Here is a 25138-nt window from a genome sequence, read left to right on the forward strand (position 1 = left end):
CGGACAGATTGGGCAGCTTCTTCCTATGGACGAGGAAACCACCAAGCAGTTTCAAGCACTGGCAAAAAAGATGATAGAACAAGCAGGCGATGCTCAAAAAGAGGAAGAACCATGAGTGATGTAATGACCCCGGAGCAGCGGAGCCGAGCTATGAGCCATATTAAGGGAAAAGATACCAGTATTGAGGTTATACTACGGAAAGCACTCTGGCACAAAGGCATCCGGTATCGGAAAAATTATAAAAAGCTGCCGGGTACGCCCGATATAGCTATAACAAAATACAGGATTGCTATCTTTTGCGACAGCGAGTTCTTCCACGGCTATAATTGGGAGATCAAGAAACAAAAGCTTGGTCATAACCGGGAATATTGGATCAAAAAAATCGAACGCAATATGGCCCGTGACCGGGAAAATGATTTCAAGCTAATTGCTATGGATTGGATTCCCATGCATTTTTGGGGGCAAGAGATACAAAAACACACAGGAGAATGTGTACAAGCCGTCGAAGATTTGATTTTTGAATTGCAGATGAGCCAATTTGATGTTATGATAAACGGAACAAGGGACTATATTGAAGATATAAAACTATAATTTTATATTTTCAATTGTTATATTGATAAAATAAAAGGAGTACCCTTATGACAATATCAGAACAGATTAAGGTGCTTTGTGTACGCTGCAATATCAGTGTTGCGGAACTGGCAAGGCGTATGGGGACTACCCCTCAGAATTTCAATTCAAAAATGAAACGGGAAAGCTTTACAATATCTGATTTAGAATATCTGGCAGAAACATTGGGGTGTTCTTTTGAACGCTATTTTGTCCTTCCAGATGGAGAAAAGATTTAATGGGAGGATATACATGAATTTATTGCACTTTAAAGATAATGCCTCAAATCGGGATGTAATTTCCCTGTTTTCAGGGGCAATGGGGTTGGATATTGGCCTTTCAAAAGCTGGCCTCAACATCGTAATTGGACAAGACTTTGACCCTGCTTGTGTCGCAACCATGCGTGCAAATGGACATAAGGTTCTGGGCGGTGATATCCGTGAAATCAATGAAGCAGCTTTGTTGGAACAGACTGGATTAGCACAGGGAGAACCTTTCCTGATTTGTGGTGGCCCGCCCTGTCAGCCGTTTTCTACTGCCGGTAAGAGGCTGGGGATTAACGATCCACGAGGCAGTTTATTTATGGATTTTATCCGTATGATTGACTATATCCGTCCCCGTTTTTTTATTATGGAAAATGTAAAGGGGATTATGTCTGCCCCATTAAAGCATATGCCCCTTGCGGAGCGTGACAAAAATGACCCTGAGCAACATTTAGGAACTGTATTAGATGTTATCCTCTCTGAATTTGATAAATTAGGATATAAAACGGTGTATGGGATTTTGGATGCTGTCAATTATGGCGTACCTCAATTCCGGGAACGGTTTGTGTTGATTGGAAGCCGGGACAATGAAAATATTTTCTTACCATTCCCAACACACTTCCAGATGCACCAAGACTCGCAATATCGCTGGCGTACCTTGAACGATACTATACGGGATTTGGAAAATAATTGTGGGGAATGTGCTGCCTTTAGTAAAGACCGTCTTGCATATCTCCGCCTTGTCCCAGAGGGTGGAAATTGGCGTGATCTACCGGAAGATATTCGGAAAGAAGCTATGGGTGGTGCCTATGGCTCTGGCGGTGGAAAAGTTGGATTTTATCGGAGATTATCTTATAGCCAACCTTCACCAACTTTAGTGACTTCCCCGGTACAAAAAGCAACTATGATGTGCCATCCGACCCAAGATCGACCTTTAAGTATCAGGGAATATGCCCGTATTCAGCAGTTTCCTGATGATTGGCATTTCATGGGGACAAGTGTTGCAAAATATAGGCAGATTGGCAACGCTGTACCGGTTGGGTTGGCATTAGCATTGGGAAATGCCGTACTCTCTGTTGCGGATCAATCTGCTGAAATCCGCACAAAACGATTCAGAGGGACAGACATCCATCAAAAGCTGAAACAAGCTATCGAAATAGGAGGAAGCTGTTATGCCAATAAATAGTAATTACAATGAAGAAGCTATTGTAGAAGCAATTGCGACTGCATTGGATAATTTTTACACTAACTTAATCAGCAATATTGACAAGCTCAACATCAAAAAGGTTATGAAGCGCAAGAACCCGTACCTGTTTCGGGCGAAGGCTATGAATGGGGCCGCACAGATTATTGATGCAATCCTTGCTGCCTTTGTATCCTCGTCCGAGGAAACAATATTTGGAAATGTTTTCTTTGAACCTATTGCTACTGCTGCTGCACAAGGACAAAAGGCATTGGCAGAAGGCGTTGACATTATGGTAGAGCGGGACAACACTATCTATGCTATTGCTGTAAAATCTGGCACAAGCGTTTTCAATGCGGACAGCCGCAAGAAACAGGAGCAGAACTTTATGGCAGCAAGTAAGCTGGCACAGCAGGCAAAGAAACGCTTTGTCCCGATTGTAGGCTATGGCTACGGAAAGAAGAAAACTTCCAGCCGTGGGCTTCCAAAATTCTACATGGAATTGGCAGGTAAGGATTTCTGGACGGAGTTGACCGGAGATGAAGAATTCTACATAAAGCTAATCCGTTTCATGGATAAGCTTCCAGAGAAATATGTAGAAGAATTCGATGCTTCCTATCAAAAAGCTTCAAATCGGCTTGTTCGTGAGTTTACCCAAGAGTTCTGCTTTGAGGATGGTAGTATTGATTGGGAGAAACTTGTGGAATTTAATTCAGGAAATTAATTTGAATATGTAAAGTATTCAGATACGATTTTACATTAGTTAGGCAACCAAATCCTAAAAAATAGCGATGGATACAATGGAGGTGTAAAATGAAAAAAACTCTTTTTTCAGAATATTTTAATCTAAACAAGCAACAAGCTGAATTAGATTTTGTCGATGTTTTTATTGACGATGATAAGTCTCTTTACATCGACCCATATGTATTCAAGATTCGTAATGATGCATGGTCTGTAGAATGCAATAATCTAATTGTTGATTTTTTTAATACAGTTGTTATTGCCATTAAAAATAAAGAAATCACATATGCCAAAAGGCTCTTAGACCAGTTAGCGGAACCGAAAGAAACGCATTTAGGCGTTAGCCGACTTTCCGTTTCGGGTAAAGGCGTAAGCGGAAAGCAAGCAAGTGATTTGTATGAGAAATTGAAAACGAGCAAAGCTGTAAAAACAGGCCATTTAAAAGACTTATCCGACTGCGAGCTAATGATTCCAGGTATAGGGTTTGATAAGATCTCTGATATTACTACGAACATAATTCGAAGACAACTTATTGAATATACACAAGCACAATGTAATCTTCATAATATTCCTATGCAAAATGTCCCGAGTGGAAAACTATGGAATCCCACCGAAAAAAGATGGTGGAATGGTAGCTATACAAATTTACCAGTTGCCAATGGCAAAAAAATTATACTTGTTCCAAAATACGCCGTGGTTTTTAAGCCCTCCTTATCATCTCAAGAATTATATAATCATGAAATTCTTGAATATATCCAAGCTGAACATATAGCAGCAATGTCATCTCTCGTTGAAGTTCTAAAAAACGGAAAAAGGCGTGTAACAAAAAAGTCATTAAAAGAGTCAAACGAATATAAAATGTCAAAAGAATTTATATATGATTTTTGCAATAAACACCCTGATGTTATTAGTAATTACAAAAGCAGAAAGGGCAAGGAAGCTCTTAAAATTACAGACATTAATGAGATTGATGAAGCGTTTATAGCGCAAAGACTAATTGAACAATTGCAAACTATTAAACCAGGAGGGGAGTTGGCTTCTACTTTCCATAGTCTTTCCATCGGAATCCTTGAATTCCTATTTTTCCCACACTTGATGTATCCTCAAAAAGAACATGAAATTCATGATGGAAGAAAAAGGATTGATATTACATTTCATAACGCTGCAACAGAAGGATTTTGGCATATACTACGAACATCCCCAACAATAGCGGCATCAACAATTATGATTGAATGTAAAAACTATTCAAATGACATTAAAAATCCAGAGTTGGATCAGATGGCAGGAAGATTTTCAAATTTGCGGGGGTGGTTTGGAGTAATACTCTCTCGTCAATTCTCTCAAAAAGATTTGTTTTATGAACGCTGTAAGGATACTGCAAAAGATGGTCGTGGAGTTATTCTGTGCCTTGATGATGCAGATGTTATATATATGTTAACACTGGCAAAAGACGGAAAACGAAATCAAATTGATAAGTTTCTTACCCGAAAATATCAACTTATCACTTCGTGATTATCTAACAAAGCAATCCTCATATCCCTACTGTCCCTCTCGAAACCGTCCAGTGTTTTGCTCATTCCCATTCTCAAAAACCTGTCCGTTTTCCTGCCGGGCAAAGTGAGCGTTTCCATCTGGCGAAACCCTCACTTTACCCATCAGCCGTGACAGCAGGTATAACACACTACACTTTGCAAGCAAAGTCGTGTGCCAAAGGGGTACCCTTTGGAAACCCTATTTTGTCGGAGTGTGTGGTCACACTTCCTTCAAAATGCAAAATAAGCAGCATAGGCCAGCCCGTTCCCGGTACTGATCTATGCCGCCTATTTGCCTACATGGGCTTCTTACTCTATCGCCCATATTAACCGTTCTAATTTATCACTTCCGTATGTACCGTTGATTTGCTGATATTGAATTCCTTCGCGGCCTGCCGCACGGTGGCATCGTGTTCGATAATATAGTTTCCCAGCGTAATGGCACGCTCCTCGGGCAACCCTTTCAACCCAGTTCCCTCCCCGTGTCTAGTGTTTAACACATGAGTATGCACTGGGAAAAGGGTTTATGCGGTTGTCTGGCGCTTTGGGCGGGAAAAGGAAAAAATCTTGGGGTTCCCCAATAAGAGAAGCCGCCCTCCCCAGATGTGGGGAAGGCGGCTTTTTTATTATTGTTGAGGAAGGGCGCTGGATTTGGGGGTGAAGGCCATGGCGGCAACCACCGCACAGATGCCCCCGGTCAACTTGGCCGCCATGTAGGCAGAGACCACCGAGGAGGGTTCTACACTGGCCATAAAGGCCAATTGTCCCCCCAGAACAAAGGCCCCGCTGACTGCAAAGGCAGCATTCATCACCTTGCCCCGCTGGTCCATCTTATCCAGCATGGGGATCATGGAGATACAGGTGGCCAGGCTGGCGATCAGCCCCACCACCGAATAGGCGTTGATGCCCAGCCGGTCGGCGATGCGGGCGATGGCGTTGTAGAAATACCGCAGGATGAGGGAAGCGGCCACCATCGACCCAGCCACCACCACCGCGATTTTGATGACGATGGTGAGGGATTCGAAGAACAGATCGTCGGAAACTATCTGATAAGAGGGAAGAAACACCCCCAGCATCACCAGGGCAAAGAGGAGGAGGCTGGCAATCCGCACCAGGTTGCCCAAGGCGGACAGCACCCGGATGGTGACGTCCTTGGCCTTGAGGAGGCAAAGGCAGATGCCGGCGCACAGAAGGAGGATGGGCAGAAGGTTGCGGATAAGATCCCCCATGGGCAGGCCGGTGAGCAGCGCACCCGCCACCACCCCGGCGGGAATGGTGACGATCCCCCAGACGATGCCCTGCATAAAGGGGGCAGTGTCCTCCTTGCGGATGGTGGTCAGGGCCACCGGCAGGGTGAAGGAGATGGTGGCGCCCAGGCTGGAAGCCACCATTACCCCGGAGAAAATCCCCAGGGCGGGGGTAGCGGCCATCTCCTTGGCGATGGCATAGCCACCCATGTCTGGGGCCAGCAGGCTGCCGATGAGGATGGAGGCGTCAAAGGGCAGGTGGGCGGCAAAGGCGGCGATGGCCTCCGGGTTGCTTTTGACCGCGGTGACCCCGATGCAGTAGACCCCCACGATGGAAAGGGCCAGGGAGGCCATCGACTCCAGGCCGGAATCGAATTCGGCGGCCAGGCCCAGTTTCCCCCCAAAGAGTTTATCAAATAGGCCCAGGAGGGCGAAGATCAGCAGGATGCCGATGAAGATATTCATGCAGGTTTACTTCTCCAATGGTTTTGTTTTTTCTTTGAGCCAGGCTTTCTCCCGGTCGTCCATGCGGGGGCTCAAGGTGTCATAGACCATCTGATGGTAGTCGTTGAGCCAGCCCAGTTCCTCCTCGTTCATCAACTCCAGCACCACCGGTGTAGTGTCGATGGGCAGGTAGGTGATGGGCTGGAAGGCGAAGAACCGGCCGTATTTGGTCTCCATATGCTCCACCACCAAAAGCTCGTTTTCGGTGCGGATACCCACAATGCCCTCCTCATAAATGCCGGGTTCGTCGGTGATGGTCATGCCGGGCTGGAAGGGAACGTGGTTGGTCATCCGCATGCTCTGAGGGCCTTCGTGGATGGGGCCTACAAACCCGACGCCGTGGCCGGTGCCGCAGCGGTAGTCGATGCCGTAGCGCCACACCTGGTTCCGGGCCATGATGTCCAGGTTGGCCCCGGAACAGCCCTCCATAAAGACGGTGCGGGCCATGGCGATGTTGGATTTGAGGACATAGGTGTAATACCGGCGCTCCTCGTCGGTCAGTTCGCCCAGGGCGTAGGTGCGGGTGGTGTCGGTGGTTCCGTCGATGTACTGGGCCCCGGTGTCCAAGAGGAGGAAGCCCTTCTTTTGCAGCACCGCGTGGTTCTCCTTTGTGGGATGGTAGTGCATCATGGCGGCGTTGGGGCCGTAGGCCGCGATCACCGCAAAGCTGTCCTCCAGGTAACCCTCCTGCTGGCGGCGGAACTCCACGAGCTTTTCGCCCACATCCACCTCGGAGATGGTCTCCCCGGCGGCCAAGGCTTTTTCCAGCCACATCTGAAGCCGGGCCATAGCCACGCCCTCCTTGATGTGGGCGTTTTTGGTGTTGGCGATCTCGGTGGGGTTTTTGACGGCCTTCAGGCAGAAGGCGGGCTCCTCCCCTTCCAAAATGGTCAGGTTGGGGTTTTCCTCCATGGCAAGGTACAGCCGGTAGTTGACATCTTCCACGCTGACCAGCATGACGGTGGGCTTGGAGATGGCGGCGACACCCTCCAAAATCCCCTCATAGGGGCGGATGGCTACCCCGTTTTTCTCCAGGTAGGCGAGGGCCTCCGGGGAGATGCGGCTGGAGTTGACATAGACAGCCGCTTCCTCCTGGGTCAGGAGGGCATAGGCCACAAAGGAGGTATTGTACGCCACGTCAGAGGCCCGCAGGTTGAGGAGCCAGGCCACGCTGTCCAGCCGGGTGACCACCATGGCGCCGGCGCCGTTCTCCCGGAGACAGGCGCGGACCTGGGCGATCTTCTCGGCGGCGGAAAGGCCGGCGTATTTCTCCTCCAGCAGATAGACAGGGCTTTGGGGGATGGCGGGACGGCCTTCCCAGATGGGGGCGATTAGGTCCACTGCCCGGATGCCGATCTCCCGCTCCACAAACTGAGCCTCCATATCCAGCACGATGCTGGTGGCGGTGACCATGCCGTCCAGGCCCAAGGTCTCTCCGGCTTTCAGGCGGGAGAGCAGGAATTCCTGCACAGTGGGGACCCCTTTCTCCCCCATGCGGTAGAGGACAATTTCACTGCCCTCCATCTGCCGCTGGGCTTGGATGAAGTACCGGCCGTCGGTCCACAGGCCGCTTTCCGTCTCGGTGACCACCAGGGTGCCGGCGGAACCGTCAAACCCGGAGAGCCAGGCCCGGGCTCGCCAATGGTCGGGGAGATATTCGCTGATGTGGGGGTCGGAAGAGGGGATCAGGTAGGCTTGTACCCCAGCTTCTTTCATGTGCACGCGCAAAAGAGATAGTTTCTCATTGGTTGTCATATGTGGTGTTCCTCTTTTCTTTTCAGATAGGGCATATACCCCTATTGTAGCAAAGTTCTGTGTGGTTTCAAGGGGGGAAGGCATGGCAAATCCAACATTTTTGAAGGGGAAGAATCGCCTCGCCTTGTTTTTGCAGGGGGAGTATGGTACCATAGTCACAGCAAAGCTGTGCCATCTGTGCAGACTTTCCGTTGGGATAGTCACAGCCAAGCTGTGCCATTCGAAGAATTGCTTGCAGGGCATCTCTCACAAGGGCTGCAACCGGCCCTTGCCACCATAGAGAAATTGAATTGTAGGAGGACACCCCCATGCTTAGAACCAACCGCGACCAAGTGGTAAAAATCTCCGTCCAGGGGGAGATCAGCGCCCCCATCTACAGCAACCCCGGAAAACTGGATTCCGAGGGCCGGATCTTTGTTCTGCCCGGAACCGGCGGCATCACTTACAACGTCAAGATCGGCGACCCGGCCTGCGGGTTTGAGTGCGACCATGTGGAGCCCGGTGTCTCCACCAAAAACTACGATGAGATGAAGAACAACGCTTACAACTACCTGTCCTGCATCGGCAATGAGGCGACCATCATCACCGGCGATGGCAAGGGGGCCAAAGGTTTTGTCACCGGCACCCACGGCGGCATCGAACACGTCATTATGTACTTTGACCCCGCTATCCTGGACACCCTCAACATCGGGGACAAAGTCAATGTCAAAGCCTATGGACAGGGCCTCAAACTGCTGGATTACCCCGAAATCACCGTGAAAAACCTGGACCCTGACCTGCTGGACAAGCTGAACATTGAGGAAAAGAGCGGCAAACTGATCGTCCCGGTGGCCAAAAAGGTGCCCGCCAAGATCATGGGTTCCGGCCTTGGCTCCAACACCACCAACAAAGGCGATTACGACATCTGCTTGTTTGACGATGCCACGGTGGCGGAATATGGCCTGCGGGATCTGCGGCTGGGGGATATCGTTCTCCTGGAGGACTGCGACAACACCCACGGACGCAACTACCTCAGCGGCGCCTGCACCATCGGTGTGGTAGTCCACAGCGACTGCCGCATCATGGGCCACGGCCCCGGTGTCACCACCCTGTTGACCAGCAAACGGCCGCTGATCGAGGGCAAGATCGACCCCAAAGCCAACTTGGCGGACATCCTGCTGTAAGTAGGGCGTTCCAGAAGCCCCCCTCCGGTGAGAGGCGGGGCTTTTGTTATTCTGACCGGGTTTTATAAGGGAAAACCGCCTTTTCCTGTCGGTAGTTTCAGCCAGCTCCACGGAAGGAGAAGAACAATATGCCAGGCAAGGAAACAATTCTGTGAAAAAACGAAGAAAAACAAGACAATTGCCAGTAATTACATCCTATTCTGACATTTAAATTTTCTTTATTTACAGAATGCGACAGTATAGCTCGACTCCATTTCCATACAATTTTTCTGTAAAGGAGGAATTCTATGGAAATCTTTGATTTCGGTCTCCGGCTGCGGGAACTTCGGGAGAAAAAGCGCCTGTCACAGCAGCAATTGGCCGACTGGCTGGGATTGACCCGTTCCAGTATCAGCAATTATGAAAACAACACTCAAACTCCTCCCGCAGACACCCTGGTTCGCTTGGCCGACATTTACGGCGTATCGGTGGATTACCTTTTAGGGGTAAAAAACGACCGGAAACGGGTTTTGGTGATTGAAGGCCTAACCCCTTCCCAGGAGAAGGCTCTGGAAATACTGGCGGAGGAATTCCGGGAGGCCAACAGCAAATCCATCCAACGTTGACCGGGGAATGCCGGCTCCCGCTGGGCTTTTCGGCGGGAAAGGGAAGAAGGCCCACCTTCTTCCCTCTTTTACTGTGGGCTTTTTTGGACGGGTTAAGAATATTGTAAGAAAGAAACCCTTTGGTTTGTAAGAAGGAATTTTTATACTGATGCTGTAGGGCCCTTTGGGTTCCCCGAAGCCAATCCTTTCGGTGACACAATAAACGCAGGGCGTCCACAGGGGAAGACTTTGTGGTATAATAGCCACAGCAAAGCTGTGGCATTCGAAGAATTGCTTGCCGGGCGAAGCCCTTTGCGGCAACAGCCGCACCGCAATTCTTGCCGTTTGTGCAGACTTTGTGATATGGCCCAGCGGACTGGGGATTGGCAAACAAAAAGCGCCGGGAACACAATGGAGGTGTCAAAGCATGGATAAATACAACATTTTGGTGGTGGATGACGACCGGGAGATTGTGTCGGCCATCGCTATCTATCTGGAGAACGAGGGGATGCATGTCGTCAAAGCTTACGACGGTTTGGAGGCCCTGGAGGCAGTTGCACAGGGGAACATCCACCTTATTGTCATGGACATTATGATGCCCAAGCTGGACGGCATGAAAGCCACCATGCGCCTGCGGGAGAAGAACAATATCCCTATCATATTGCTTTCCGCCAAAAGCGAAGACACCGACAAAATCCTCGGCCTCAACATGGGGGCGGACGACTACATCACCAAACCTTTCAATCCCTTGGAGCTGATCGCCCGGGTAAAATCCCAGCTGCGCCGGTACGTTAAGCTGGGAACTTTGCCCCAGGAACAGCCCGATGAGGAGATTCTCCGCTCCGGCGGATTGGTGATGGACTGCCGCAGCAAGACAGTCACAGTGGATGGGGAACCGGTGAAACTGACCCCCATTGAACTGAAGATCACCGAGCTTTTGCTGCGCAACCAGAACCGGGTGTTCTCCATCGATGAAATTTATGAACGGGTGTGGAACGAGCCCAGCTTCGCGCCGGAAAACACAGTGGCTGTCCACATCCGCCGCATTCGGGAAAAGATTGAGATCAACCCCAAGGACCCCAAATATCTGAAGGTGGTGTGGGGCATCGGCTATAAGATTGAAAAATTATAGCCGGTGTCTGCCCGCCTCATTCATCTGGAAACAAAGAAGGAGGATGGCGCCATGAATACGCAACAAACTGGCCGCCGTTCCGCATTTTTGCCCGCCGTCGCTTGGATGGCGGGAATATCGCTGCTCATCGTCTCGCTGTTTGGGTGCCTGCATATCTCTGGGATGGGGTATTTAAGCAACTGGTTCCTCTCCACCCCCAGCCTTTACATCATCGAAGCGAATGTACAGAATGCCTTGGACACCATCTGGGGCAACCAAGTCCTGGTGCCGGATGGTGCGCAGGAGTACAGCTTCGGCCAGGTGGAGGTCTCCACCCAGCCGGCCCCGCCCACCATCCAGATCCGCGGCACCACCATCAGCGATTACCAGGAGTACAGCGGCTCCTTCCAGTATATCGCCTACTCCTCCATCTACCAGGCAGTGAGCAGCAATACCAGCATTTACAACCCCCAGCAGTTTTTACAGGAATACCAGGATGGCAGCGCCATCCTCATCGAGCTAAAAAATGGCACCTACCAGGTGACGATCCCCAACTATCAGCCCACCCTGTGGGAACAGGTGCAGATGCTCTTCGGCCTGGCCCAGAGGGACGGCCTTGCGGAGGAACAGGAGGCCGCTCTTGCCAACCGGTTGCAGCACAACACCTATGTGCGGGACAGCGGCGCCTCTGGGCGCAATATCCGGGATGCCTACCTGTTGTTCTGTGTGCCATTGGTTCCCACCGGAGCTGGGCGGTTGACCCAGGTGTACACAGGGTATCTCAGCGGCCGTGGGAGTATCCTCAACCTGACTGGCTTGTGCGCCGCTGCTGGCGCGGGGCTGGTCGCCGTCGCCATGGCGGGCCGCAAACGTCTGTGGATTCTCCACCAAAGGATGGCCCAAAAATCCAGCCGGGTCTTTGCCGAGGTCAAGGTGGTGTGGTTGATTTTCACCGCCGGGTGGTTGTATACCTTGGTTGGGGAACTGAGCAGCTACTGGAACTCCGATGCCATCCGCTGGTTCCTCGTCTATTTTTGGCTGTGTTATCCCATGCTGTGTGAACTCTTTTTGCAGCGGGAAGGTTTTTTGAAGCGCAACACCGTCTCCTCCATCAAGGGGATGTGGCACCGCGGCCAGCTCAAATACCGCTTTGGGCGGCGGATGCGCAATCAATTGCTCTTCCTCATCTTCAGTGAAGGGGCGCTGATCTTCTTTGGGGGGCTGTTTTTTGTCACCGCCATCACTACCAGCAATTTTGGCTCCTTTGTCTGTGATTTTTTCTTTCTGCTCTGTTTGGGGATGGGCATTTTGCTGCCTGTGCTCTACCTGCGCAGCTACACCGGGACTCTCAAGCAGTTTGAGGCGATCATCGACCAGGTGGAACGGATCCGGGAGGGGGACTTTTCCCATCCCCTGGAATTCACCGAGGACCAGATCCTCTATCCGGCGGCAGACAGCCTCAATTATGTGCAGAACGGTATGCGCCGGGCGGTGGATGAACAGGTCCGGAGTGAGAAGATGAAGGTGGAGCTGATCACCAACGTCTCCCACGATCTGAAAACCCCGCTGACCTCGATCATCAATTATGCGGACCTCCTCTCCAAAGAAGACCTGACCCCGGATTACGCCAACGATTATGTGCGCATTTTGAAACAGAAAGCAGACCGGCTCAAAACCCTAGTACAGGATCTGTTTGACATCTCCAAGGCAAACAGCGGGGAAATCCGCATTCAAAAAAATAAGATTGACGTCCAGGAACTGCTGGAACAGACCATTGCGGAGCTGGACAACCGGATTTCCCAAAGCGGTCTTTCGGTGAAAACCGAATTCCCCGCCCAGCGGCTGTGGATTCTGGCCGACGGCCACCGCATCCACCGGGTGTTTGAAAACCTGCTGGTCAACGCACTCAACTACTCGCTGGCTGGAAGCCGGGTGTATGTCTCCCTTTCCGCCGAGGAAAATTGGGTCAAGATTGCCTTCAAAAACGTGGCCGGATATGAGATGAACTTCTCCGCTGATGAGATCACCGAGCGGTTTGTCCGGGGGGATTCCTCCCGGACTACCGAAGGCTCCGGCCTGGGCCTTGCCATCGTGAAAAGTTTTGTTGCCCTCCATGAGGGGGAGTTTGCCGTCTCTATCGATGGGGATCTCTTCAAGGCGACGGTGCTGCTGCCCCGATTTGTGCCCAAAGATGATTTGGAATCGCCCTCAAAGGAAGGGCCTTTGACTGTGGGAAAAGAATAAAAAACGGGGAATCGAAAATTTTTTTCAATTCCCCGTTTTTTCTCTTGACAAACAAACAACGCCTTGGTATAATAAAAAAGCTTTCTCCGGTAGAAAGCAAATGGAATATGCGGATATGGCGGAATCGGCAGACGCGCTAGATTCAGGTTCTAGTCGGGGTCAACTCGGTGGAGGTTCAAGTCCTCTTATCCGCACCAAGAAAAAAACCAGTCAGAAATGGCTGGTTTTTTCTTTTGTAATTGCTCAAAAATCGCGTCACAATGCGGTTTTTCAGCGATCATCTATTTGATTCCCCCCGCCTGGAACATCAGATACCTCCTGGTCTATCGCATCACCCTGGAATAAAAAGCCCCCCCAGCTCTTCTAAGAAGGAGGGGCGTTTGGACAATGAAACTGTGGGAAATGCAACGGATGGGAAAATGGGCGAGGTTTGCAGCAAACTCGCAACCCTTTGTGAACAATATGAACGCCCTGTAAATATTGGGGAGAAGGAGTAGGAAGACATTGACAAATATCCGAACTCGGACTATAATTCCTACTATCGCCAAAACAGCAGGAGGTAGGGAAGATGCAGGAGGTACACCCGTGGAAATTTGGGCTGATTATGCGCAAAATGCGGGAGATTGACGCCATCTATCGCGGGGCGGCTGCCAGGGCAAATATTCCGGAGGGGGAGCTCGCCATTTGGTTGGTGTTACTCCACCTAGAAAAGGAATGCTCCCAGCAGGATATCTGCGACTTTTTCTCCCTGCCGCGCCAGACGGTCAATTCGCTGATCGCCAATCTCAGGAAGAAGGGGTATGTCTGCCTAAAGCCCGCCCCAAACAGCCGCAACCGAAAGCTCATCTGCCTAACCGAAAGTGGACGCGCCTTTGGACAGCAGAAGGTTGCCTGGATTTTCCAGGCGGAGCATAGGGTGCGAGAGGCTGCCACCCCCGAGGAGCTGCAAATGGTGCTTTCTCTGCTGGAGAAGTATATTCAGAACTTTCGTGCGGAGATTGACGCGGCCAACCCTACGGGCGAATAGGGTGCGCAGAACTTTATAGATGCAAAAGCTACAAGCATCGCAGTTATTCTGTTAGGTAGGTGGATTTGTAAAAATGGAACAGAAAAATGATTTTTTAGGGAAAGAACCCGTTGGCAAGCTGTTGTTAAGGCTGTCGCTGCCCGCGATTGCGGCACAGATTGTCAACCTGCTGTACAACATGGTCGACCGCATCTATATCGGTCATATGCCCGAGGTCGGTGACCTGGCGCTCACGGGCGTGGGCGTATGCATGTCGGTCATTATGATTGTATCGGCCTTTGCCGCATTTGTGGGAAGCGGCGCTGCCCCACGTGCTTCGATGGCAATGGGACGCGGGGACCATGAGGAGGCAGAGAAAATTCTGGGCAACAGCTTCTGTGTACAGCTGCTGATTTCGGCGGCACTCACCATAGCCCTGTTGCTGTTTAACCGCCCCCTTCTGCTGGCGTTTGGCGCCAGTGAAAACACCATCGGCTATGCGACCGACTATATGAATATCTATGCAATCGGCACGGTTTTTGTACAGCTCACCCTGGGCATGAATATGTTCATCACCGCACAGGGCTTTGCCACCACCGGTATGCTGAGTGTGCTGATCGGCGCCGTATGCAACATCATCCTCGACCCCATCTTCATCTACGGAATGGATATGGGTGTCAAGGGTGCAGCGCTGGCGACGATCCTCTCCCAGGCGATGTCAACCCTCTGGGTACTGCGTTTTTTGACTGGGAAAAAGACCACCTTGCGCATCCGACGCAAAAATATGCGGCTGGAGGGACGCATCCTCAAGCCCATCTTCACACTGGGCCTTTCGGCCTTTATCATGCAGGCAAGTGAGAGCATCATTCTAGTCTGCTTCAACTCCTCGCTGCTCAAGTACGGCGGCGATGTGGCGGTGGGCGCCATGACCATTCTCTCGAGCATCATGCAGTTCTCCAACCTGCCCGCACAGGGGTTGGCCCAGGGTGCACAGCCCATCACCAGCTACAACTACGGAGCGGGCAACGCGGACCGTGTGCGCAAGACCTTTAAAATTCTGCTTTGCTGTACGCTGGGTTATACCATGGTTGTCTGGACGCTGGTTATGGCCTTCCCACAGATGTTTGCCAAGATTTTTGTGCCACAACCTGAGCTCATTGACTTTACAAGCTGGGCGCTACGGATCTACTGTGCTGGTATGGGTATCTTTGGTGCGCAGGTTGCCTGCCAGATGACCTTTACTTCCATTGGCAACGCCAAGGCATCGATTATGGTGGCTGTTATGCGGAAGTTCATCCTGCTTGTGCCGCTTATCTACATTCTGCCACACTTGGTGTCTAACCCCACCATGGGCGTCTACCTGGCAGAGCCAGTTGCAGATGTGCTTGCGGTCGCATTTACCCTTGTGCTCTTCTCCCGTCAGTTTGGCAAAGCGATGCGTGAACTGGAGTCAGGCAAAAAATCTCAGCCTGAACAGATTTAAGAGAAGGACCATTGTTCCCTAGAGGGAAAGGGTAATCCCAGAAAAATAAGAATAAGAGAAAGCCCCCAGTCAGGCGATGGAGCCTGGCTGGGGGTTTTCTCTTGCTATTGAAAGGCAAAGGGAGGCTTCCACTTCAAGGCAGCTCTACCCACTTTTTGCAGCTTGGGTACCCAAGGAATGCAGAATTGCCTCCCTTGAAAAAGATTGGCGAAACAAGGTGGGATTTTCCTCTAAAATGAAGAAAGAAATTCATGTTTTAGCAGAATAAACAGCAGAATATCTAAATTGATAATTGAAATTTTACGAATGTTGAACAAAAGCCTGATTCTGAAAATTTTTGTTGCAATCCCTGTTGCAATCCCCGAGGGGCTGTGCTATTTTAGATGGGCCATCCAAGGGTATTTTAAAATAGTTTATAAAGAGGGATTGTATGAGCCAGCAAAACAGCTCCAAGTTTCGGGAATTCCTGCTTTTGAATCTTGGGATTCTCCCCGTCATCATCGGTGTGTATTTCTTCAAATTTCCCAATAACTTTTCCATCGGCGGCGTCAGCGGCCTGTCGGTGGTGGTCGCCCCTTTCCTTCCAGGGATTTCCCCTGGATCCCTGGTGTTCGGCATCAACATGGCCCTCTTGGTGGTGGGCTACCTGATGCTGGGAAAGGGCTTCGGCATTAAAACTGCCTACACCAGTACCGTCCTTTCCGCCGGGGTGTGGGTGTTGGAGCGCATATTCCCCATGGACGGCCCCATGACCGATGAACCCCTTTTGGAATTGATCTTCGCGGTGATGCTGCCCGCCATCGGTTCGGCGATCCTGTTCCGCATCGACGCTTCTACCGGCGGCACCGACATTGTGGCGATGATCGTCCGCAAATACACCCACATGGACATTGGCCAGTGCCTGCTGGCCAGCGATATCCTCATCACCTTGGCCGCCTTTTTTGTATTTGGGCCCAAGACAGGGCTCCTCTCCATCCTCGGCCTATCCGCCAAGTCCATTGCAGTGGATGCCATTATGGAGAATATGAACCGCAACAAATACTTTACCATCATCACCACCGAGCCCCAAGCTATCTGCGACTACATCGTCGGGGAGCTGCACCGGGGTGCCACCATCTATAAAGGCGAGGGTTACTACACCCATGAGGACCGGACCATCGTCCTCACCGCCCTGTACCGCCGCCAGGCATCCCAGCTGCAAAAATATGCCCGGGAAGTGGACCCCAAGGCGTTTATCCTCATCACCAACAGCAGCGAGATCGTGGGCAAAGGGTTCCGCGGCAGCATCTAAGGGCGAAACAATCTTCCGATCTAGGACGGCGCGGTCGAAGCCGCGCCGTTTTTCATTGGCGTTGCCCCGGCAAGGCCCCCTTTTTGTAAGGCGCCGCCATTCCCAGGAAGGCCAGTGTAAAGACAGCTCAAGCAAGAAGGAAATGCCAGAAAATAGCAAAAGAGACGCCTGCAGGCGTCTCTTTTGCTGGTATGGAACGAGTAAACTCTGTCTTACAACGGGAAGTGCTGGGGGACTCCCCCTGCACTTCCCTTACGATACCAAACGTCGAGGGGAAAATCCAATTGTTTTTTTCAATTGGATGGAGCGGGAAAATCGGGTTTCCCGATAAAGTCACTTTGAAAAAGAAAAAACCGGCGGGAAGGGTTCCCCGCCGGTTTTATAATTATGGCAATAATTAGTCTTTGTAGGCAATCAGCTCAATTTCAACCTTGGCGCCTTTGGGCAGTTTGTCGACAGCAAAGCAAGCTCTGGCAGGGCAGTCCTTCACAAAGTACTCGGCATAGACGTCATTGACAGCGGCAAAGTCGTTGATGTCTTCCAGCAGGACGGTGGTTTTAACCGCATCGTCCATGGTGTAGCCCTCAGAAGCCAGGATGGCTTTCAGGTTCTCCAAGGACTGTCTGGCCTGGGCGCAAACGTCACCTTCCACAATGGCGCCGGTGGAAGGAACCAGGGGGATCTGGCCGGAGATGAACAGCAGGCCGCCTACGCGGATTGCCTGGGAATAGGCGCCAACTGCAGCGGGTGCGTTGGGGGTAGAAACTACTTTTTTCATGATGCATCTTCCTTTTCTTAAATTAGCCATTTGGCCGTACTAAAACCACCGGCCTGCCCAAAGGCCGGTCGGTTGCTTGTCTATGGACGGAAAACATTTCCGTTAATTCAAGAGTACCAAATTTGGTACAGGCTGTCAATAGAAAAAGCCACTAATTGGAAAATAATGTAACAAATCAGGGGCAAAATAATAAAAAATTATTGTATATCATGTGGTGAAAAATGCGGATGGAGCTTTACAGTATGGGGGAAAAGATAGTATAATGATGTAAAAATACTAGGAACATAATAAAAAATAGTCACAAAATGGGCCATCGCTTTACAAAGTGCAGGAACGCCCGGTTTCCTGCGCATTTGCCCCTTTTATGGAAAGGCGTACCCGCAGTTCTAGGGAGGTATCTCCCCCAAGGATAATTTTTATCGCCTTACGGTCAAAACTTGTGCAATTGGATAGCAAATTCTGTTGGAATCGCGGGCCATTTGTAGTCCGGGGAAATAGTTTTGTCGCCATTTGGTCTGCCTGCAAGCCCTGCCTACACAGGAGGGCTGTCTGTGCCATGCTCAAGGGAGAGAGGCTCCTGCCATTCGACCTTGCCCGTGTGGCTCCGGGGAATCCTTGTGTGTGTGAGAACACCGGTATTCTCCCAGCAAAATGAAAACACCTAGGGGAGGTTTTGAAGATGAATAAAGTCAAGCTTGCCCAATACACCGCGCTGGTCAAATTCCTAGGCGCGGCGCTGGGCCCAGACTATGAAATTGTCCTGCATGACATCAACGGAAAGGACCAGTCGGTGGCAGCTATCGCCAATGGCCGAATCAGCGGGCGGAATGTGGGCGCGCCCCTAACAGACAAAGCCCTTCGGTTTATCGCCGACAAAACCTACCAGGACCAGGACTTCCTGTGCAACTACACCGGCCGCTCTAAGGACGAGCGGACGTTGCGGGCCTCCACCATGTTTATCAAAGACGATGGGGGAAGGCTCATCGGCATGCTGTGTATCAACTTTGACCCCAGCCGCTATCAAAAAGCCTCCCAAGACATCCTGAAGCTCTGCGGCCTGGATGGGGAGATCTTCCTGGAGGACAACCACCTCCACCCGGCGGGCGAGGTGGAGAATTTCTCCGATTCCATTTCCGAGGTCACCGACACTGTCCTCAAACGGTATTTGAAGGATGGCATCCCGCCCGAACGGTTGACCCAGGAGGAGAAGATGGCCATCGTCAAACAGCTGGAGGAGCGGGGCATCTTCTTATTAAAAGGTGCGGTCAACGAGGTGGCCACCCGGCTCCACTGTTCTGCGGCCAGCATCTACCGGTATCTGGGCAAGATCAACAAGCAGAACGAATCAGGGAACTGATTGGAGGGAGAGGGCTCTGCCCTCTCCTTTTTGTTGTCTAATGTGCGAATTGGGTGACAAAAAGGGATATTTTCCCCTTTTTTTCCCATACTGAATTTACACGCCATGGGAATTGGGCTATAATGTTCCCATAGCCTGGGGACAGGCTGGCAAAGACATCTTGGGGGAGGGCGGCATCCCTCCCTTTTCGATGGGAGCGGAAAGGTGAACCGATGAACAAATACAAAAAGCTGATAGGGAATACCGTCATTTTTGCCATCGGCAGCTTCAGTTCCAAGCTGCTGGTGTTTTTGCTGATGCCGTTGTACACCCGGGTGCTGACCACCTCGGACTATGGGGTGATGGACATTATTGTCAACACCTCCAACCTGCTGATCCCCATTGTGATGGTCAGCATCAACGAGGGGATCATCCGCTTCGGTTTGGACCGGTCGGTCCGCAAGAGCGACGTCCTCTCCACCGGGCTGGGGGTGTGCCTGGCGGGGTTTCTTGTCTTTGGCCTGTTTATCCCTTTGATGAAGCGGGTGGAGTTCATCTCCAGCTATACCATGCTGATCTATGCCTATGTGCTGGCGGGCTGCCTCAAATCGGTGGTGTCCCAGTTTGTGCGGGCCATCGGCTATGTGAAGCTCTACGCCTTCGACGGCATCCTCTCCACCTTCACCACCGTGGTGTTCAACATCCTGCTGCTGGTGGTCTTTAAATGGGGAATCAACGGCTATGTGCTGTCCACCGTCCTCTCCAATGTGCTGTCGGTGCTGTTCCTCTTCTGGATTGCCAATCTGAAAAAGTTCGTCAAGCCCCGGCAGGTCTCCCCCGCCATTGCCAAGGCGATGCTGGTCTACTCCCTGCCCTTGATCCCCACCACCATCTTTTGGTGGATCACCAACGTCTCCGGCCGGTACATGGTCACCTACTTCTTAGGGGAGAGCGCCAACGGCCTTTTCTCGGTGGCTTACAAAATCCCCACGGTGATCACCATGATCTCGGGCATCTTCTCCCAGGCGTGGCAGATCTCCGCCGTCACCGAGGCAGATGACCCGGGTCAGTCCCGGTTTTACTCCGACATCTTTTCCAGCTATCAGACGGTGGTTTTCATGTGTGCTTCGGGGGTTTTGCTGCTCATCAAGCCCATCACCGCCATCCTGGTGTCGGAGGCGTTTTACCCCTCCTGGAAGTATGTCCCCTTTTTGGTGCTGTCGGTCATCTTCTCCTGCTTTGTCACCTTTTTGGGCACTTTTTACATGGTCGCCAAAAAGAACGCCATGGCCCTGGTCACCACCTGCGTGGGCGCTGGGCTCAACCTGGTGCTCAACTACTTTTTGATCCCTAAATATGGGGTCAATGGGGCGGCCTTCGCCACCTTTGCCTGCTACTTCACTGTGTTTGTGCTGCGTGCGGTGGACACCCGGAGGATCGTCCGGCTGGACCTGGGGCTGGGCCGCATGGCCCTCAACACCCTGGGGGTGGCCGCACAGGCCCTCTGCCTCCTCTATGAGGTCAAGTTCCTCTACCCGATCCAGATTGGCATTGTGCTGCTGCTCTGCCTGGTCAACTTAAAATCCATCGGCCGCCTTCTCTTCCAAGCCCTGCGGATGGTGGGAATCCGCCTGTAGAAAACGATGCAAAACCAATTCTGTTTATAAGGAGCACCTGTATGCTGAAGCATCTCCTCTTCCTGTTTGTCCTCTCCATGGTCCCGGTGGTAGAACTGCGGGGGGCCATCCCCCTGGGCGCCGCCTGGGGCATACCCTTTTGGCTCAACTACCTGGTTTGTGTGCTGGGCAACATCCTGCCGGTGCCGGTGCTGATCCTCTTTGCCCGGCGGGTGCTGTTCTTCCTGGCCAAACAGCCAAAGATCGGCAAGTACTTCCAAAAGATTATTGACATCGGCCAGAGTAAGATTGATAAACTGGGCAACTATGAATACCTGGGCCTCTACTTATTTGTGGCCGTTCCCATGCCGGGCACTGGCGCCTGGACCGGTTCCCTCATCGCCACCCTGCTCCAGATGCGGCTGTGGAAGGCGTTTTTGGTCATCGCCCTTGGAGTGATGACCAGCGGCATCCTCATGGGCATCGGCTCCTGGGGGATTCTAGGCCTTTTGGGAATCGGGGGTTAACCGATTTGTGACACTCCATTCACACAAAGTGCGAAATTCTAAAAAACGGCTTGAAATAGCCAAAAGTTTGTGGAAAAAACTACTTGCGGCCATAAGTTTACCAAGGTATACTAAAAGGGTAATCCAAGGGAGGGCCGCCTCCTAAAGGGGTTTCCGCTTGGGCTATCCCCAAAGGGATAGTAGGCGTATGGAATGAACGGGCCGCCATGGAGTGGGTTCTGCGGCATAGATCCGATTTTGTGGAGGCTCTACTGGCAACTGAATGGAGGAACTGTAATGAGCGAATTGAACATGATGGCTAAAGTCAATGAAAACGGCATTTTAGAGGTTCCCAAAGAAGCCATGGATAAATTGGGCTTGAAAGTCGGCGACAAGGTGAGCATTGTCGAGCGGTCTGGCCACATCGTCATTGAAAAACACATCGACCACTGCATTTTGTGTGGTTCCACCGAAAACCTGTTGCCGCCGCTGTACTGCGTCTGCGAGGAATGTGCTGCCAAGATTAAGAGCGGCAGTGCGCTGACCAGCGGTGCCAACCGGATTGATATCTTTTAGCAACTGGACTGTAAGGGAAAAACCCATCGAGTACAGGGAACCGCAGCAGGACAAAAGGCTTAGGCACATGGTTCCCACAGGCAGCTGAATGGAGGAACTGTCATGAGCGAATTGAGCAGGATGGCAAAGGTCAACGAAAACGGCGTTTTGGAAGTGCCAAAAGAGGTTATGGACAAATTGGGCTTGAAAGCCGGCGACAACGTGAGCGTCGTCGAGCGGTCTGGCCACATTGTCATTGAGAAGCACATCGACCACTGCGTGCTGTGCGGCTCCACCGAAAACTTGGTGCCCCCGCTGTACTGTGTCTGTGACAAGTGCATGGCCAAGATCAAAGACGGCCGTCTCATGACCACTGGTATGGATTTCTAACCCATCGCCAAGGGAAAGCGAAAAAGCCCCGGTCCCATGGGACCGGGGCTTTTTGCCGTCTGCTCTTATTAGACAGAATAGCCAAATCGAGAAAGAATTCTCCGGCGGCAGGCGGCAAAAAAGTGAAATGACGCAGGAGAACTAAAGAGATTGGGGCCAAAATCAAGAGAAATTGGAAGATCGGCGGCATTAAATTAAAAAATTGGGAAAAACCTATTGACAGAACCCGTCCCGTTTACTATAATAAATCTTGCTGATCTAAGCCATGCTGCGCTTTTTTGCGGGAATTTCCCTGGCAAAAGCAAGTGTGGAGCATCCATCCCATGCCTTCCTGGCCCTGCGGCTTAGGATGCCGCAAGGGCATGGTTTCGATATGTGATCAAAAGAATTAGGAGGTAAGACTATGTCCACTTTTATGCCTAAGGCACAAGAGATTAGCCGTAAATGGTATATTCTCGACGCAGCTGATAAGCCGCTTGGCCACACCGCAGCGACTGCTGCCATGATCCTGCGCGGCAAACACAAAACCACCTTTGCCCCTCACGTTGACTGCGGTGACCATGTGATCATCCTCAACGCCAGCAAAGCGGTTCTGACCGGTAAAAAACTAGAGCAGAAGGTGTACCGTCATCATTCCGGTTGGGTTGGCGGCCTGAAGGAGGTCAAATACTCCAAACTGATGGCTGAGAACCCCGAAAAAGCCATGATGCTGGCTGTCAAAGGCATGCTGCCTGACACCACCATCGGCCGCAAAGCTCTGACCAGATGCAAAATCTACAGAGACGCCACCCACAACCAGCAGGCTCAGAAACCTGAGGCCTGGACCCTGTAACCGGAAGGAGGACAAATTTGATGTACGATTCCAAACCTTATTTCTACGGAACTGGTAGAAGAAAGAATTCCGTTGCCCGTGTCCGTGTTTACCCCGGCACCGGCGCGATCACCATCAATGGCCGCGATATTGACAATTACTTTGGCCTGGAGACTTTGAAGCTCATCGTCCGCCAGCCCCTGGAGCTGATTGAAGCCACTGGCCGCTTTGATGTCATCTGCACCGTTGCAGGCGGCGGCGTTACCGGCCAGGCTGGTGCCATCCGTCACGGTCTTGCCAGAGCTCTGCTGCAGCAGGATGAGAACAACCGCCCCATCCTGAAAAAAGCCGGCTTCCTGACCCGTGACCCCAGAATGAAGGAGAGAAAGAAATACGGCCTCAAAGCCGCACGTCGCGCTCCTCAGTTCTCCAAGAGATAGTTTTATCCTTCCTGCCAATCAGTCCGCTCCAGCAATGGGGCGGACTTTTTGCATATATCCCCTGTCCCCCCTGTGGGGAAAAAGGGCCTTTTGGGTATTTTCACAACAAAAAGGCATCTCCCGGCGGGTGGCACAATGGGAGGCTTCCAAATGCGGAAGGTGGAAAAGTGGGGCCAAAAAGAGGGAAAGGTGTTGTTTTTTCCCACGGATATGCCGAAAACGGACGCTGTTTACTCAAAAAGTGGAGGACATAAGGGGAACGACAATTCATGGAACTGGTGAAAATGAATTTTTGCTGCAAAGGAAATGCATGGAAAATTTCACAAACTATTTATGTGTTTACAATAAAACAGAAAGGATATTAAATAGTAAAACTGTTTAAAATAAACAGATACAGAAACTTCTTAAAATTTTGTTCATTTTCCACAGAAAGACAACGGATTTTTCCGGCGATAATTTGTCAGGTGGTGGAAATTCACCCGGAAAAACCCGAAAAAAGGGCATGAGAAAGCCTCTTTTCGTCGACCTAAAAACTTGACAGCGGATAGACCACTGCATATAATGGCAACTAATCTGGTAAAAATAAGACTGGCGGGCTTGTCCCAAGCCTTGCAAGAATTTGATTTACCATGAAGGAGAAGTGTATGGATAAGGTTGCCAATTGGGTGATCGTGCTGCTGCGCAAGCTGAAAAGCAGAACTTTTGCAGCAGTTCTTCTGACCCTATCGCTGGCGCTGACCGTGATTCAGCTCACCGTCCTCACCCGCGCAGTGTATATCCGCGATGGAGAGGAAACCATTTTGAAATTTACCATCCGCCAGGACGCCGATGATATCCTTGAAGAGAACGGCATCGCCACCATGGCCTGTGATATTGTCGACTTTGACGGGTTCCACGGCCGGGTGGGGGAAATCAGCATCACCCGAGCTTTCCCAGTGGAGATCACCGCGGACGGTTCCACCCAAACGGTGATGGTCACCGGTGGCACAGTGGGCGATGCCATGGATCAGGTGGGTCTTTCCATCGATTCGGATGACCTCATCAACTACCGGCCGGGCAAACCGGTGGAGGAAGGGGACCGGATCGTCATCCAGCGGGTAGAATACACCACTGTCACCGAGGAGAGCGACATCCCCTATGAAACCATCACCAAAAGCACCAGCCTGATCCCCAACGGGCGCACCCGGGTGCTGACCCGGGGGGAGAACGGCCATAAGGTCACCACCTATATTGATATGTCCATCGATGGGGTGCCTCAAGAGCGGGAGCTTGTGGGGGAGAATATCACCAAGCGCCCAGTCACCGAAGAGATCCTAGTGGGGGACAATTCCCCAATATCTCCCTTGCAGTTTGGCACCGTGGGGGCAAACGGCGCGCCCACCAATTACCGCACGGTTCTCACCGGCCAGCGGGCCACCGGCTACAGTGCCAAGCGGGGTGCCTGGGGGGCCAGTGGCATGCGGCTTTCCCCCGGATATGTGGCCACCAACCCCAATGAGATTCCCTATGGCACCAAAATGTACATCGCCAGCCCAGACGGCAGCTTTGTCTATGGGTATGCCATTGCGGCGGACACAGGAACCGGCCTTATGCAGGATGTCATCGATGTGGACTTGTTCTATGACACCTATACCGAGAGCTGCCTGAGCAGCCACCGCATCGTCAATATTTATATTTTGGATTAAGGGGAAATCCCTGAGAAAAGGAACAGGATGGAGCAGCTTCTCCATCCTGTTTTTGTTTGCAGTTAGAGGCGGATTTCTGGGAGAATTTGGAGGTGGAGGAAACAATCCCGCAGTGCAGTAAACTTTGCCAGGAGCAACACTTAATCTATGACAGAGCTTCCAAATCGAGGGGCAACAGCGCCCCAAAATTGGAAACTATCCTGGGTTTATGTTACAATGATTTCAGAGAGATCATCTTGACAGGCAGAGGTGTTGCCGTCATGGCGGGAATTTTCTTTGCCCGCCATGCGGCCCCCGCTATGAGG

General features: G+C 51.4%; 24 protein-coding genes and 1 tRNA gene. 21 read left to right on the forward strand and 4 right to left on the reverse strand.

The genetic code is table 11. The features are described from left to right. Nucleotides 1–111 precede the first annotated feature (111 nt). The 5 genes from RDQ42_RS03545 (at nt 112) to RDQ42_RS03565 (ending at nt 4308) form a co-directional block, all read left to right on the forward strand. Nucleotides 112–591, forward strand: coding sequence for a very short patch repair endonuclease (locus RDQ42_RS03545; protein ID WP_308588303.1), 480 nt, complete (start codon nt 112–114; stop codon nt 589–591). Nucleotides 592–638: 47 nt separating this feature from the next. Continuing rightward, nucleotides 639–848, forward strand: coding sequence for a helix-turn-helix transcriptional regulator (locus RDQ42_RS03550; RefSeq protein WP_021966360.1), 210 nt, complete (start codon nt 639–641; stop codon nt 846–848). A gap of 13 nt (nt 849–861) precedes the next feature. Further along, complete coding sequence (locus tag RDQ42_RS03555; protein ID WP_195324375.1) at nt 862–2058, forward strand: DNA cytosine methyltransferase; 1197 nt, start codon at nt 862–864, stop codon at nt 2056–2058. Beyond that, entirely contained in the window at nt 2045–2779 is a 735-nt protein-coding gene (locus tag RDQ42_RS03560) for a PmeII family type II restriction endonuclease (RefSeq protein WP_195277068.1), read from the forward strand. The genes RDQ42_RS03555 and RDQ42_RS03560 overlap by 14 nt, the downstream gene beginning before the upstream one ends. 89 nt (nt 2780–2868) lie before the next feature. Continuing rightward, entirely contained in the window at nt 2869–4308 is a 1440-nt protein-coding gene (locus RDQ42_RS03565; RefSeq protein WP_308588307.1) for a hypothetical protein, read from the forward strand. Nucleotides 4309–4663: 355 nt separating this feature from the next. On the opposite strand, the gene RDQ42_RS03570 is transcribed toward RDQ42_RS03565, so the two are convergent. The 3 genes from RDQ42_RS03570 to RDQ42_RS03580 form a co-directional block, all read right to left on the reverse strand. Further along, the gene (locus RDQ42_RS03570; RefSeq protein WP_369949295.1) at nt 4664–4840 is read right to left on the reverse strand and encodes a sporulation transcriptional regulator SpoIIID; all 177 of its coding nucleotides are present in this window, start codon (nt 4838–4840) and stop codon (nt 4664–4666) included. A gap of 114 nt (nt 4841–4954) precedes the next feature. Beyond that, complete coding sequence (locus tag RDQ42_RS03575; RefSeq protein WP_054331868.1) at nt 4955–6040, reverse strand: ethanolamine utilization protein EutH; 1086 nt, start codon at nt 6038–6040, stop codon at nt 4955–4957. A 6-nt stretch (nt 6041–6046) separates the two neighbouring features. Then, nucleotides 6047–7834, reverse strand: coding sequence for an aminopeptidase P family protein (locus tag RDQ42_RS03580; RefSeq protein WP_071427528.1), 1788 nt, complete (start codon nt 7832–7834; stop codon nt 6047–6049). A gap of 308 nt (nt 7835–8142) precedes the next feature. On the opposite strand from RDQ42_RS03580, the gene RDQ42_RS03585 reads away from it, so the two are divergent. The 8 genes from RDQ42_RS03585 (at nt 8143) to RDQ42_RS03620 (ending at nt 16716) form a co-directional block, all read left to right on the forward strand. Then, a complete protein-coding gene (locus RDQ42_RS03585; RefSeq protein WP_054331865.1) occupies nt 8143–8997 on the forward strand; it encodes a DUF4438 domain-containing protein in 855 nt (284 codons plus the stop codon). 287 nt (nt 8998–9284) lie between these two features. Next, nucleotides 9285–9602 (forward strand): helix-turn-helix domain-containing protein, encoded by a 318-nt coding sequence (locus RDQ42_RS03590; RefSeq protein ID WP_054331864.1) that lies wholly within the window; start codon nt 9285–9287, stop codon nt 9600–9602. Between the two features lie 406 nt (nt 9603–10008). Continuing rightward, entirely contained in the window at nt 10009–10713 is a 705-nt protein-coding gene (locus RDQ42_RS03595) for a response regulator transcription factor (protein ID WP_231357941.1), read from the forward strand. 51 nt (nt 10714–10764) lie between these two features. After that, nucleotides 10765–12936 carry a sensor histidine kinase KdpD gene (locus RDQ42_RS03600; RefSeq protein ID WP_231357942.1) on the forward strand — a complete coding sequence of 724 codons (2172 nt, stop codon included), beginning with the start codon at nt 10765–10767 and terminating at the stop codon, nt 12934–12936. A gap of 109 nt (nt 12937–13045) precedes the next feature. Beyond that, nucleotides 13046–13133, forward strand: a tRNA-Leu gene (locus tag RDQ42_RS03605). A 371-nt stretch (nt 13134–13504) separates the two neighbouring features. After that, nucleotides 13505–13963 carry a MarR family winged helix-turn-helix transcriptional regulator gene (locus RDQ42_RS03610; RefSeq protein ID WP_054331859.1) on the forward strand — a complete coding sequence of 153 codons (459 nt, stop codon included), beginning with the start codon at nt 13505–13507 and terminating at the stop codon, nt 13961–13963. A 73-nt stretch (nt 13964–14036) separates the two neighbouring features. Next, nucleotides 14037–15425, forward strand: coding sequence for an MATE family efflux transporter (locus tag RDQ42_RS03615; protein ID WP_054331858.1), 1389 nt, complete (start codon nt 14037–14039; stop codon nt 15423–15425). Between the two features lie 430 nt (nt 15426–15855). After that, entirely contained in the window at nt 15856–16716 is an 861-nt protein-coding gene (locus tag RDQ42_RS03620; RefSeq protein WP_054331857.1) for a YitT family protein, read from the forward strand. A 397-nt stretch (nt 16717–17113) separates the two neighbouring features. Here RDQ42_RS03620 and RDQ42_RS03625 read toward each other — a convergent pair whose 3' ends face one another. Further along, on the reverse strand, nt 17114–17494 hold the full coding sequence (locus RDQ42_RS03625) for a RidA family protein (protein WP_054331856.1): 381 nt from the start codon (nt 17492–17494) through the stop codon (nt 17114–17116). Nucleotides 17495–18173: 679 nt separating this feature from the next. Here RDQ42_RS03625 and RDQ42_RS03630 point away from each other — a divergent pair. The 8 genes from RDQ42_RS03630 to RDQ42_RS03665 all read left to right on the forward strand — a co-directional run bounded on the left by RDQ42_RS03630 (nt 18174) and on the right by RDQ42_RS03665 (nt 24833). Further along, nucleotides 18174–18851, forward strand: a complete 678-nt coding sequence (locus tag RDQ42_RS03630; RefSeq protein ID WP_054331855.1) for a transcriptional regulator — start codon at nt 18174–18176, stop codon at nt 18849–18851. Nucleotides 18852–19063: 212 nt separating this feature from the next. Then, the gene (locus RDQ42_RS03635) at nt 19064–20467 is read left to right on the forward strand and encodes a polysaccharide biosynthesis C-terminal domain-containing protein (RefSeq protein WP_231357943.1); all 1404 of its coding nucleotides are present in this window, start codon (nt 19064–19066) and stop codon (nt 20465–20467) included. A gap of 41 nt (nt 20468–20508) precedes the next feature. Continuing rightward, nucleotides 20509–20973, forward strand: coding sequence for a small multi-drug export protein (locus RDQ42_RS03640; RefSeq protein ID WP_054331853.1), 465 nt, complete (start codon nt 20509–20511; stop codon nt 20971–20973). A gap of 276 nt (nt 20974–21249) precedes the next feature. Further along, nucleotides 21250–21528: an AbrB/MazE/SpoVT family DNA-binding domain-containing protein gene (locus tag RDQ42_RS03645; protein ID WP_054331852.1), complete on the forward strand. Its 279-nt coding sequence runs from the start codon at nt 21250–21252 to the stop codon at nt 21526–21528. Nucleotides 21529–21630: 102 nt separating this feature from the next. Continuing rightward, a complete protein-coding gene (locus tag RDQ42_RS03650; RefSeq protein WP_054331851.1) occupies nt 21631–21897 on the forward strand; it encodes an AbrB/MazE/SpoVT family DNA-binding domain-containing protein in 267 nt (88 codons plus the stop codon). Nucleotides 21898–22300: 403 nt separating this feature from the next. Continuing rightward, entirely contained in the window at nt 22301–22729 is a 429-nt protein-coding gene (gene rplM / locus RDQ42_RS03655; RefSeq protein WP_054331850.1) for a 50S ribosomal protein L13, read from the forward strand. 20 nt (nt 22730–22749) lie between these two features. After that, nucleotides 22750–23148, forward strand: a complete 399-nt coding sequence (gene rpsI / locus RDQ42_RS03660) for a 30S ribosomal protein S9 (RefSeq protein ID WP_054331849.1) — start codon at nt 22750–22752, stop codon at nt 23146–23148. 644 nt (nt 23149–23792) lie between these two features. Next, nucleotides 23793–24833, forward strand: a complete 1041-nt coding sequence (locus RDQ42_RS03665) for a G5 domain-containing protein (protein ID WP_308588311.1) — start codon at nt 23793–23795, stop codon at nt 24831–24833. Nucleotides 24834–25138: the final 305 nt, after the last annotated feature.

The sequence above is a fragment of the uncultured Merdimmobilis sp. genome, from assembly GCF_902471145.1.
Classification (GTDB): domain Bacteria; phylum Bacillota; class Clostridia; order Oscillospirales; family Ruminococcaceae; genus Merdimmobilis; species Merdimmobilis hominis.

What these genes read in the sequence shown, in the direction of transcription:
- RDQ42_RS03545 (WP_308588303.1), top strand. Translation starts at nt 112, where the DNA reads ATGAGTGATGTAATGACCCCGGAGCAGCGGAGCCGAGCTATGAGCCAT.
- RDQ42_RS03550 (WP_021966360.1), top strand. Translation starts at nt 639, where the DNA reads ATGACAATATCAGAACAGATTAAGGTGCTTTGTGTACGCTGCAATATC.
- RDQ42_RS03555 (WP_195324375.1), top strand. Translation starts at nt 862, where the DNA reads ATGAATTTATTGCACTTTAAAGATAATGCCTCAAATCGGGATGTAATT.
- RDQ42_RS03560 (WP_195277068.1), top strand. Translation starts at nt 2,045, where the DNA reads ATGCCAATAAATAGTAATTACAATGAAGAAGCTATTGTAGAAGCAATT.
- RDQ42_RS03565 (WP_308588307.1), top strand. Translation starts at nt 2,869, where the DNA reads ATGAAAAAAACTCTTTTTTCAGAATATTTTAATCTAAACAAGCAACAA.
- RDQ42_RS03575 (WP_054331868.1), bottom strand. Translation starts at nt 6,040, where the DNA reads ATGAATATCTTCATCGGCATCCTGCTGATCTTCGCCCTCCTGGGCCTA.
- RDQ42_RS03580 (WP_071427528.1), bottom strand. Translation starts at nt 7,834, where the DNA reads ATGACAACCAATGAGAAACTATCTCTTTTGCGCGTGCACATGAAAGAA.
- RDQ42_RS03585 (WP_054331865.1), top strand. Translation starts at nt 8,143, where the DNA reads ATGCTTAGAACCAACCGCGACCAAGTGGTAAAAATCTCCGTCCAGGGG.
- RDQ42_RS03590 (WP_054331864.1), top strand. Translation starts at nt 9,285, where the DNA reads ATGGAAATCTTTGATTTCGGTCTCCGGCTGCGGGAACTTCGGGAGAAA.
- RDQ42_RS03595 (WP_231357941.1), top strand. Translation starts at nt 10,009, where the DNA reads ATGGATAAATACAACATTTTGGTGGTGGATGACGACCGGGAGATTGTG.
- RDQ42_RS03600 (WP_231357942.1), top strand. Translation starts at nt 10,765, where the DNA reads ATGAATACGCAACAAACTGGCCGCCGTTCCGCATTTTTGCCCGCCGTC.
- RDQ42_RS03610 (WP_054331859.1), top strand. Translation starts at nt 13,505, where the DNA reads ATGCAGGAGGTACACCCGTGGAAATTTGGGCTGATTATGCGCAAAATG.
- RDQ42_RS03615 (WP_054331858.1), top strand. Translation starts at nt 14,037, where the DNA reads ATGGAACAGAAAAATGATTTTTTAGGGAAAGAACCCGTTGGCAAGCTG.
- RDQ42_RS03620 (WP_054331857.1), top strand. Translation starts at nt 15,856, where the DNA reads ATGAGCCAGCAAAACAGCTCCAAGTTTCGGGAATTCCTGCTTTTGAAT.
- RDQ42_RS03625 (WP_054331856.1), bottom strand. Translation starts at nt 17,494, where the DNA reads ATGAAAAAAGTAGTTTCTACCCCCAACGCACCCGCTGCAGTTGGCGCC.
- RDQ42_RS03630 (WP_054331855.1), top strand. Translation starts at nt 18,174, where the DNA reads ATGAATAAAGTCAAGCTTGCCCAATACACCGCGCTGGTCAAATTCCTA.
- RDQ42_RS03635 (WP_231357943.1), top strand. Translation starts at nt 19,064, where the DNA reads ATGAACAAATACAAAAAGCTGATAGGGAATACCGTCATTTTTGCCATC.
- RDQ42_RS03640 (WP_054331853.1), top strand. Translation starts at nt 20,509, where the DNA reads ATGCTGAAGCATCTCCTCTTCCTGTTTGTCCTCTCCATGGTCCCGGTG.
- RDQ42_RS03645 (WP_054331852.1), top strand. Translation starts at nt 21,250, where the DNA reads ATGAGCGAATTGAACATGATGGCTAAAGTCAATGAAAACGGCATTTTA.
- RDQ42_RS03650 (WP_054331851.1), top strand. Translation starts at nt 21,631, where the DNA reads ATGAGCGAATTGAGCAGGATGGCAAAGGTCAACGAAAACGGCGTTTTG.
- rplM (WP_054331850.1), top strand. Translation starts at nt 22,301, where the DNA reads ATGTCCACTTTTATGCCTAAGGCACAAGAGATTAGCCGTAAATGGTAT.
- rpsI (WP_054331849.1), top strand. Translation starts at nt 22,750, where the DNA reads ATGTACGATTCCAAACCTTATTTCTACGGAACTGGTAGAAGAAAGAAT.
- RDQ42_RS03665 (WP_308588311.1), top strand. Translation starts at nt 23,793, where the DNA reads ATGGATAAGGTTGCCAATTGGGTGATCGTGCTGCTGCGCAAGCTGAAA.